Below are 10,182 nucleotides of genomic sequence, written 5' to 3'. Positions count from 1 at the left end.
GTTTTTATGATGCTGGCGGGCATCAACTTTGCCGAACACTTCTTTACCTGGCGAACCAAACGGCTCTACCACTACCTGCGCGACTCCGAAACCCGCTTCTACTTGCTCGCCGTGGCGTTCGCTGCAGTCGTGGCGGCCGGCTTTCTCAGTTTAACCAACACCTACTCACCACAGGACAGTCTGATCCTGGGTATATTCCATACGGTGTCCATCGCCACCACCACCGGCTTTGCTGCAGCCGACTTCTCGGTATGGCCAACCTTTCTGCCCATCGGTCTTATACTGATGTCTTTTATGGGCGGCTGCGGTGGCTCAACTGCCGGCGGTATGAAAGTGGTACGGGTCATGCTGATTTCGAAACAGGGTGTGCGTGAACTGAAACAACTGATTCATCCCAACGCCATCATCCCGCTTAAGGTAGGCAACAAACGGGTAGACGCCAAAACGGTCAGTGCCGTATGGAGTTTCTTTGCCGTCTACATGTTCTCCTTTCTGCTGATTCTGTTGGTGCTGATGGCCTGCAATATGGACTACATCACCGCCTTTTCTGCCACCAGCGCCACCCTCAACAACCTCGGCCCCGGCTTAGGTGATGTCTCCGCAAATTACGGCGCCGTAACCCAGACTGCAAAGTGGGTGCTGTGCTACGCCATGCTGCTCGGGCGACTGGAAATTTTCACCCTGCTGGTACTGTTTACACCAGCTTTCTGGCGGCATTAACCGCGGCTATGAACCAGCGCGACAAATGGAACAAGCGCTACGCTACCGCCGACGCTCCCAGCAGTCGTCAAGCCTGCGAGGTGTTGCGGCGCAATGCCGCGTTACTGCCAGCCTCGGGCAGGGCACTGGATCTGGCCTGCGGTCTTGGCGCTAATGCCTTATTTCTGGCCGAGCGCGGCCTGGCCGTTGAAGCCTGGGATATTGCCGATGGTGCACTGGCCAAACTGGCGGACACAGCCGCGCACCAACAACTAGCCATTAAAACCCTTGCGCGTGATGCTGAGCAGCAGCCACCAGAGCCCACAAGTTTCGATGTTATTTGTGTAAGCCGCTTCCTACATAGGCCAACGCTGCCCGCGCTGCAGCGTGCGCTGCGGCCGGGCGGGCTACTGTTCTACCAGACCTTTAATCAGGACAAACCTCACGGCGGCCCCAGCAACCCCGACTTTCTGCTGATGCGCGACGAATTGCTGACAGTTTTCTCGGGCCTGCACCTGCGTTTCTATCAAGACTACGGTCAGCTTGGGGATACCGAACAGGGCAACCGCCATGAAACCCTGTTTGTGGGACAAGCACCGACCGTAGCGCCGAAGCGTTAAATGCGAATCGAGCTAACGTAACGCTTGCTTGTCATTTGTAAAACTCCATAGAATTAAGCGCTTGATTTGCCTGCTATACTTTCTCACTCAGGTTCGCAGGTGTTGTAGTCTTCTTTGCGCGCGGCCAATTCAATAACAAGCGCGCATCCGTACGCATAAGGGAGTCAATTATGCGCAGCCGGCAGTGGCTTTTGATACTGCTCACGCCTCTGCTGGTCGGTGTAATCGCCTATTCGCAGCTCGGTGTGTTGTATGGCCTGGCCGCAATTGCAGCGATCTACTTGCTCGCCTGCATTTACTTGATCAGCCGATGGTCGGAAGCGAAAGACACCGGTACCGCCTATAAACGCTACCTGGACCAGTTGCTGTTCGGGCTTGAAAGCAGTCCGCAATCGATTTTGTTCACCACAGCCGAAGGCAACATCGCCTACGCCAACGGCAACTTTTGCGAATTAATCGGCTTGGGCGGCAACGACCTGACCGGCAAAAACCTGCGTGATTACCGTGATATTGGTGTGCCGGACACACTTTTTGACGATGTAGGCGAAACTATTGCCAAAGGCGAAGAATGGCACGGCGAACTGTTCTTTGAGAAAGCCCCCCCTTCGGGTAAACACACCCTCACCACCTGTCGCCCCATCTTCAACGAAGACAATGAGTTCGTTTTCGTGCTGACGCTAATCGATGATATTAGCGACGAAAAGGTGTTTACCCAGCGGCTCTACATGAATGCCCACTACGATGCAGTGACCGGCCTCCCCAACCGCAGCCACAGTATCGAAAAACTTGAGCAGGCAACGCTGGCCGCCAAATCCCGCGAATCGTTTTTTTCACTGGTTTACATCAACCTCGACCGTTTCAAGTTACTGAACGACTCCCTGGGCCACAACGAAGGCGACCAGGTGCTCAACCAGATAGCGGGGCGCTTGCGCAACACCGTGCACAGCAACGATTTGGTCAGCAATCTCGGTGGCGACAAGTTTATGGTGCTGCTACAGAACCAGCGCGACGAAGACGCGGTGCGCAGTGTAGTGGCTATACGAAAAGCAATTGCGGAGCCGGTAGACGTAAGCGGTCAGGAACTGAGCCTGTCCGCCAGTATCGGATTGACCACCTTCCCAGACGACGCCAAAAACGCGCCAGATCTGTTGCGCAATGCCGAATCGGCCATGTACCACGCTCGTGAACAAGGCGGTGACGGGTTTTACCGCTACCGCCACGAAGTGGACAATCGCGCCGCCAGCCGTTTGGCCATGGAAAGCCATCTGCGCTATGCCATTGACCGCGATGAGCTTCATTTAGCCTACCAGCCAGTCATTTCCCTGGAACAAAATGAACTGGTTGGCGCCGAGGCACTGCTGCGCTGGCGCAACCGGGAGCTCGACAACCCGACGCCAGACATGTTTATCCCCATCGCCGAAGAAACTGGCCTGATCTTGCCCATTGGCGACTGGGTGCTGGAACAAGCCTGCCTGCAGGCCGTGGAGTGGCGGCGGCTAAACCCGAATTTCGTGATGGCGGTTAATATCTGTGCCAAACAATTTGAAAAAGGTCACATTCTCAATGCCGTAGAGCATGCGCTATCCGTTAGTGGCCTGCCGCCGCACTGCCTGGAACTCGAGGTTACCGAACGCCTGCTCATGGGTAACGACAGTCTGACCAAAAACCTGCTCTACCGCCTCAAAGACATGAATGTACGGTTGGCATTGGACGATTTCGGTACCGGCTACGCGTCACTGAGCTACCTGAAACAGTACCCCTTCGACCTGCTGAAAATCGACCGCAGCTTCATCGCTGACTGTCAGGAATCGGAGCAGAGTCGGCAACTGGTGCTGGCCATCGTCAGTATGGCTCACTCACTTGGCATGAAGGTCATCGGCGAAGGCGTAGAGCGGCTCGAGCAGCGCCGCCTGCTCAAAGATGTCGAGTGCGATATGGCTCAGGGCTATCTCTTTACCCCCGCCATTACCGCCGATCGCTTTACCAGCTGGGCAGACCAGTACCAGCAGCTGCAGATCAATTGACCCGGTTGACACTGAACACCACACACCCTTTTGCTTAAGCCCTTCGCGTAGGGCCCCGCCAGACGTTATAATTCCCGCCTTTTTGCACAAGACAGGTGGATATCACGTGAGCAAGGCAGACGTCAGTACATTTCAGGGGCTGATTCTCGCGCTTCAACATTTCTGGGCAGAGCGCGGTTGCGTGATTCTGCAGCCACTTGATATGGAAGTGGGGGCGGGCACTTTTCACCCCGGCACCTTCCTGCGCGCCATTGGCCCGGAAACCTGGAACAGCGCCTATGTGCAGCCCTGCCGCCGTCCCACCGACGGTCGTTACGGGGAAAACCCCAACCGACTCCAACACTACTACCAATTTCAGGTGGTGATGAAGCCCTCGCCCTTGGCCATTCAGGAAATCTACCTGGACAGCCTGCGCCATCTCGGCATTGATCCGGCAATCCACGATATCCGCTTTGTCGAAGACAACTGGGAATCACCTACCCTTGGCGCTTGGGGCCTGGGCTGGGAAGTATGGCTGAACGGCATGGAAGTGACCCAATTCACCTATTTCCAGCAGGTAGGGGGTCTGGAATGCTATCCAGTCACCGGCGAAATCACCTACGGCCTTGAGCGTATCGCAATGTATCTGCAGGGTGTGGATAGCATCTACGATCTGATCTGGACCAACGGTCCGGATGGCCCTGTGACCTATGGCGATGTGTTCCACCAGAATGAAGTGGAAATGTCCCGCTTCAATTTTGAAGAAGCCGACGTTGCAGAACTGTTCAAACAATTTGATCACTGCGAGGCCCAGAGCCAGCACCTGATTGAAAAAGGTTTGCCCTTGCCGGCCTACGAAATGGTGATGAAAGCGTCCCACGCTTTTAACCTGCTCGATGCCCGCCACGCCATCTCAGTTACCGAGCGTCAGCGTTTTATTTTGCGCGTGCGCACGCTGGCGCGCGCCGTCGCCCAGGCCTATTTTGACGCCCGCAAAGCCTTGGGCTTTCCCTTGGCACCAGAGAATCTGCGCAATGAAGTGTTAGCGGCAGAGGAGGCCAAAGCATGAAGCAGAACGATTTATTGATCGAAATTGGCACCGAAGAACTGCCGCCTGTCGCTCTGAAGGGCCTGCGCGACGCCTTCGCAAACAGCATAGAAAAACAGCTCAAGGACGCCGCGCTAAACTTTGCCAGCGCCGAACGCTTTGCCAGCCCCCGCCGCCTCGCCGTGTTGCTGCGCAGCCTCGACCAACAGGCTCCCAGTCAAACGCTGGAAGCGTGGGGCCCACCCGCCAAAGTTGCCTTCGACAAAGAAGGCAACCCGACCCGAGCCGCCGAGGCGTTTGCCCAAAAGAATGGTCTCGATATCGGTGAGCTGAAAAATCATATCGCCAACGACGGCAAGCAAGACAAGCTGTTCGTAAAAAACGAGCAGGCGGGTGCCCAAACCACCGCAATCATTTTCGACGTTATTGAAAAAGCCTTGGCGGCATTGCCTATTCCCAAGCGGATGCGCTGGGGCGCCAGCCGCGCCGAATTTGTACGCCCGGTACACTGGGTTACCGCCGTTTACGGCAGCGAAACGCTGACCGGTGGGGCGCTGAGCCTGACGGCAGGTAACACCACTCGGGGCCACCGTTTTCACGCGAACACTGAGCTTACCCTGGCCAGCGCAGCCGACTACGAGACGCTGCTGTTGAACGAAGGCAAGGTGGTCGCCAATTTCGAAAAGCGTCGCGACATGGTGCGCGAGCAGGTTATCGCCGAAGGCAAAAAGCTCGGCGGCAAAGCCGTGATCAGCGACGACCTACTGGACGAAGTAACCGCCCTGGTGGAATGGCCGGTGGCGCTGGCCGGTAGTTTTGAGGAGCGCTTTCTGAAAGTGCCCGCCGAAGCCCTGATCTCATCGATGAAAGAACACCAGAAGTACTTCCACGTGGTGGATGCTGACGGTGCACTAATGCCGCATTTTATCACCGTGTCCAATATAGAGAGCCTCGACCCCGGGCAAGTCATTGCCGGCAACGAAAAGGTTATACGCCCACGCTTGAGCGATGCGGCATTCTTCTTTGAGACCGACTGCAAAACCTCCCTATTTGATCGCCGGGAAAAACTGAAGTCCATCGTGTTTCAGGAAAAGCTCGGCACAGTGTTCGACAAGACCGAACGCATTGCTGCGCTCAGCAAGGTATTGGCAGAAAAGATCGGTGCCGATGTGACGCTGGCCGAACGCGCCGCGCTATTGTGCAAGAGCGACCTCGTGACCGACATGGTGTATGAGTTTGCCGATATGCAGGGCATCGCCGGTTTGTATTACGCCAACAATGACGGCGAGCCTGCGGACGTCGCCAAGGCGATGGACGAGCAATACCTGCCGCGCTTTGCCGGCGACAGCCTCCCAACAACGCAAACCGGCAGCGTGATCGCGCTCGCCGATCGTCTCGACACCATCACCGGCATCTTCGGTATCGGCCAGCCGCCCAGCGGTTCGAAAGATCCCTTCGCCCTGCGCCGTGCCTGCCTCGGTGTGTTGCGCATTATTGTGGAACAGAACCTGGAACTAGATCTGCGCGAATTGATCACCCAGGCCGCAAAACAGCACAGCGCGGTGAAAGCCGACGACGAGCTGATTAACACCGTACTGGCCTACATGATTGAACGCCTGCGTGCGGTTTACGACGAACAAGGCATTGCTGCAGAAGTGTTTATGGCGGTAACCGCCAAAAACCTGAGCGTTCCGCTGGATATCGACCGTCGCATTAAAGCTGTTAACAGCTTTACCACCTTGCCTGAGGCCGAAGCACTGGCTGCCGCCAACAAACGCGTATCCAACATTCTAGCCAAGGCCGAGGGTTTCACCACGAAAGCGGTTGACGACAAGCTGCTGCAAGAGGACGCGGAGAAAACACTGGCCGTTTCGCTGAAAAACGCCAGCGACACCTTCCAGCCACTTATTGAAAAGGGTGATTACACCGCAGCCTTGAAATCACTGGCCAGCTTGCGTGAGCCGGTCGATAACTTCTTCGACAACGTGATGGTGAATGCTGACGATGCAACCTTAAAAAATAATCGCCTGAGCCTGCTCAACCAACTGCGCGAGCTGTTCCTGCAAGTGGCTGATATCTCTCTGCTGGTGCGTGGTAAGAACTGATGCTGGTACTGCTCGATCGCGATGGCGTTATCAACGAAGATTCGGATAACTATATCCGCAGCGCCGAGGAATGGATTCCGGTATCGGGCAGTATCGAAGCGATCGCACGCCTGAGTCAGGCCGGCTATCGTGTTGGTGTGTGCACCAATCAGTCTGGCCTGGCGCGAGGCTACTTTTCCGCCGAGGACCTCAGCGCCATGCACCGTAAAATGTGCGCATTGGTGGGCGCCTGTGGCGGTCAGATTGACGGTATTTTTTTCTGCCCCCACCTGCCCGATGAAAACTGCGACTGCCGGAAGCCCTTACCAGGCTTGATCGACCAGGCCGCTGCAGCCTTTGGATGTTCGGTGAAAGGCGCTCCCTTCGTTGGCGACTCGATCAAAGACCTGCAAGCTGCCATTGCACGTGACTGCCAGCCCGTGCTGGTAAAAACCGGGAAGGGCGAGAAGAGCGCAGCGCAATTGTCTGAACATACATCACTGTCTCATACCCAGGTGTTTGCTAACCTCGCCGCCTTTGTTGAAGACTTACTCACGCAACGGTCGCAACCATGAACCTGTTTCTCACCACACCCGTACTTTTCCTCAGAACCCTGTTGTTCTATACCGGTTACATACTGCTGACCGGCTGGTTTAGCACCACCGGTGTATTGCTGTTCTGGTTTACGCCACTGGCCATCAGAGGTCGCTACCTGATCACCTGGAATCGCTGGGTGTTGATCTGGCTGCGCCTTACCTGTGGAGTAAAATTCCGGATCATCGGCAACATCCCCGAAGGCCACTATGTGGTGATGGCGAAACACCAGAGTCAGTGGGAAACCTTTTATCTGCAGTACGCATTTTTTCCAATAGGGATTGTGCTAAAGAAGGAACTTCTGAAGTTACCGTTTTTCGGCTGGGGTCTGAAACTGGTTGACCCCATCGCTATAGACCGAAGCAATCCCAAGGCGGCACTGCGCCATATTATGGAAGAGGGCACACAACGTCTTAAGGACGGGCGACGGGTACTCATTTTTCCAGAAGGTACACGCACGCCGATTGGCAAAAAGGGAACTTATGCCCGAAGCGGTGCCAATATGGCTATTGCTGCCGGCGTACCTGTCGTGCCCGTATCACACAACGCGGGCGTATGCTGGCCCGCAAAAAAATTCTTGAAGTACCCGGGCACCGTCACCGTCGTCATCGGTGAACCCATTGCCAGTGATAACACCAACAGTCGCGCACTCACTGCCCAGGTTGAGAGCTGGATTGAATCCGAGTTGGACACTATGCTCGACAAGCAAAGCCTAGCACCAGAGCTCGCCTGATCAGGTTTCATCTCGGGAATGCGGTTATCCCGACGTGGCAGACTTACGCACCCAATCACGCAGTGCAAGATAGTCCTTCAGCAACACCTCGGGTTCGTAAAACTCGCGCCCATCACGCATCCGCGTTGGCGTCAGAGCGGCGCGGAGACGTCCTGACTCGTCTATAAGATACAGGCGGAAGCCGTGAGCCACCTGATAGTCTTCATTGCCAACAGTGCCTGTTATTGTCGCTCGAATACCCAGACTACGCTCAAAGCTTTGCGCCTGCTTGGCGTCGTCAGCACGTAAGCCCACAAAGTCTGAGTCAAACCAGGGCACGTAGTTGGCCAGCGCTTCGACACTGTCGCGTGCCGGATCGATACTGTAAAACCAGATTTTGAGATCGCTAAACTCACCCTGCTCATCCAGCAACGATTGAAAGCGACTGAGGTCGGCAAGCAGGGTAGGGCAGACATCAGGGCAGTAGGTAAAACCGTAACTCACCAAATGCCACTGCTGTTGAAAGCTGGAACGGTCTACCAGCCCCCCGGAATGATCACGCAATTGAAATTCCGCTAATCTTTTCGGTGTAGGTAGCACAGCACCCTGAATAGGCGGCGCAACCTCCTGCGGCGAGCCGAGAATAGAGAGTGCAGCGGCAAACGAAAGCAGCAGCACGGCGCCGCTTATTAACAGGCTGTTACGTGCGGCGTTCATTTTCCGCCAGCGAGGAATTCCAGACGATTGAGATAGATGTAATCGGCTTCAATAGCGATAAATACGATAAACACCATGATCGCCAGTGTCGGCAACAACAGGGCCACCTTCAGGGTTGCCGGCTCCCAAGCAAAATGCATAAACACGGCTATGATCAAGCCGGCTTTCAGAAACATAAAAATCAGAATAAGCGTCCAGCGCAGCACACCCTGAAACTGAAAGTAGTCGACCATATAGGACAGGGTGCTCAATACAAACAGCAATATCCAAACCTTGAAGTACAGACCGATGGGATGCTCTTGTCCGTCGTGGCTGTCAGTGCTACTTACAGAACTCATAAACCACTCCTTACCAGAGGTAGAAAAACGCGAAGATAAACACCCACACCAGATCTACAAAGTGCCAGTAGAGCCCGGTAATCTCTACAATCTGAAAACCCTTTGTGTCGTAGTGGCCTCGCAGAACCTTAATTGCGACGATCGTGAGATAGATTACCCCCGCCGATACATGCAGTCCGTGAAAACCAGTGATCATAAAAAAGACAGAACCAAACTGGGCTGCGCCCATGGGGTTGCCCCAGGGTCGAACACCTTCCTCAATCAGTTTGCTCCACTCAAAAGCCTGCATACCGACAAAGCTGGCACCCAGCACGGCGGTCGCTAACATCAACTTGAAAGTTGCCGATTTACGCCCCTGATAAGCGCAGTTAACAGCCATTGCCATGGTGCCGCTGCTGGTGATCAGGATAAAGGTCATTATCGCAATCAGCAGCAAGGGCACGTTGGTACCACCCACGTGCAAGGCAAAAACTTCACTGGCCAGCGGCCATTGGTCGGTACTGGCCATGCGCGCGTTCATGTAACTGATCAGAAAAATACTGAAAATAAACGTGTCACTGAGCAGGAAGATCCACATCATCAACTTGCCCCAGGACAGCTTGAAGGTCTCCCTGTCGGCCGACCAATCGTTGACCATGTGTTTCCAGTAAGTGAGGTTTTCCTGTGTCGATGTCGTGGCCATTGGATTACCCCAGTCCGCAGAAAGCGGCGATGATTGCGTAGGTCTCTGGCGTTCGTGTCAGCATAAAGAACAACACCAACCAGAGCACAAACAAATAGTGCCAATAGGTCGCACAAGTGCGCAACGCCGCAGTGGCGTTAGTACCTGTCAGTAAACCCTGAGTTACCCAGGCCAGGGCGGTAAGGCCGCCGACGACGTGCAGTGCATGCACTGCGGTAAGCATATAAAAGTAGCTATTGGCTGGGTTATCTGACAGCCCGTAGCCCAGGCCATAAAGAAATTGCCAAACCGATATCTGTAGCAAGACAAACACGATTGCAAAGACCGCGCTGGCCACTAACAGGGTTACTCTCACACGGTTTTGTCGAGCGTGCGCTGCGCCGTGGATGGCAAGACTCGCCAACAGCAGCACCCCAGTATTAACCCATAGCTTCAGGGAGTCGGTAAAGGGCTGCCAGGGTTCGCCGGCCAACGCCTGAAAATCCTGGAACTGGGAGCGCTCGATAAAGGTCACAAAGAACAGCAGGAACAGAATCGTGATGGCGCCCAGCAACATGCGCAGGGCAATAACACCGGGTGGGTGGCCGCTATCGATCAACGGCACCTCTCCGGCCGGCTCCGGGAGCCAGGGTTTATCGGTAAAAATCTGCGTCCAGCTCATACCGTTCTCCTTTTGCCGAGCCAC

General features: G+C 55.1%; 11 protein-coding genes. 7 read left to right on the top strand and 4 right to left on the bottom strand.

Translation table 11 applies throughout. The annotated features are described in order from the left end of the window. The 7 genes from AC222A_RS10460 to AC222A_RS10430 form a co-directional block, all read left to right on the top strand. Window positions 1-720: TrkH family potassium uptake protein (locus AC222A_RS10460; protein WP_486774945.1), on the top strand; the 720-nt coding region annotated here is incomplete at its 5' end. A gap of 8 nt (window positions 721-728) precedes the next feature. Continuing rightward, window positions 729-1,319, top strand: coding sequence for a class I SAM-dependent methyltransferase (locus tag AC222A_RS10455; protein WP_486774944.1), 591 nt, complete (start codon window positions 729-731; stop codon window positions 1,317-1,319). Window positions 1,320-1,489: 170 nt separating this feature from the next. Beyond that, a complete protein-coding gene (locus AC222A_RS10450) occupies window positions 1,490-3,343 on the top strand; it encodes a sensor domain-containing protein (RefSeq protein WP_372765083.1) in 1,854 nt (617 codons plus the stop codon). A 106-nt stretch (window positions 3,344-3,449) separates the two neighbouring features. Further along, window positions 3,450-4,391, top strand: coding sequence for a glycine--tRNA ligase subunit alpha (gene glyQ, locus AC222A_RS10445; protein WP_372750026.1), 942 nt, complete (start codon window positions 3,450-3,452; stop codon window positions 4,389-4,391). Continuing rightward, window positions 4,388-6,475 (top strand): glycine--tRNA ligase subunit beta, encoded by a 2,088-nt coding sequence (glyS, locus tag AC222A_RS10440; protein WP_486774943.1) that lies wholly within the window; start codon window positions 4,388-4,390, stop codon window positions 6,473-6,475. The genes glyQ and glyS overlap by 4 nt, the downstream gene beginning before the upstream one ends. Further along, window positions 6,475-7,029, top strand: a complete 555-nt coding sequence (gmhB, locus tag AC222A_RS10435; protein WP_486774942.1) for a D-glycero-beta-D-manno-heptose 1,7-bisphosphate 7-phosphatase — start codon at window positions 6,475-6,477, stop codon at window positions 7,027-7,029. The genes glyS and gmhB overlap by 1 nt, the downstream gene beginning before the upstream one ends. Continuing rightward, window positions 7,026-7,781, top strand: coding sequence for a lysophospholipid acyltransferase family protein (locus tag AC222A_RS10430; RefSeq protein WP_372810233.1), 756 nt, complete (start codon window positions 7,026-7,028; stop codon window positions 7,779-7,781). Before gmhB ends, AC222A_RS10430 begins: the two co-directional genes overlap by 4 nt. Window positions 7,782-7,805: 24 nt before the next feature. Here AC222A_RS10430 and AC222A_RS10425 read toward each other — a convergent pair whose 3' ends face one another. The 4 genes from AC222A_RS10425 to AC222A_RS10410 are packed head-to-tail and all read right to left on the bottom strand — an operon-like array spanning window position 7,806 to window position 10,158. Continuing rightward, window positions 7,806-8,477 carry an SCO family protein gene (locus AC222A_RS10425; RefSeq protein WP_372763960.1) on the bottom strand — a complete coding sequence of 224 codons (672 nt, stop codon included), beginning with the start codon at window positions 8,475-8,477 and terminating at the stop codon, window positions 7,806-7,808. Further along, entirely contained in the window at window positions 8,474-8,815 is a 342-nt protein-coding gene (locus tag AC222A_RS10420; RefSeq protein ID WP_372748386.1) for a cytochrome C oxidase subunit IV family protein, read from the bottom strand. Before AC222A_RS10420 ends, AC222A_RS10425 begins: the two co-directional genes overlap by 4 nt. Window positions 8,816-8,825: 10 nt before the next feature. Next, complete coding sequence (locus AC222A_RS10415) at window positions 8,826-9,497, bottom strand: heme-copper oxidase subunit III family protein (RefSeq protein ID WP_372748385.1); 672 nt, start codon at window positions 9,495-9,497, stop codon at window positions 8,826-8,828. A gap of 4 nt (window positions 9,498-9,501) precedes the next feature. Beyond that, complete coding sequence (locus tag AC222A_RS10410) at window positions 9,502-10,158, bottom strand: cytochrome c oxidase subunit 3 (RefSeq protein WP_372759418.1); 657 nt, start codon at window positions 10,156-10,158, stop codon at window positions 9,502-9,504. Window positions 10,159-10,182: the final 24 nt, after the last annotated feature.

Source organism: Litorivivens sp. (genome assembly GCF_057445395.1).
This window is presented reverse-complemented; position numbering and strand designations above follow the sequence as displayed.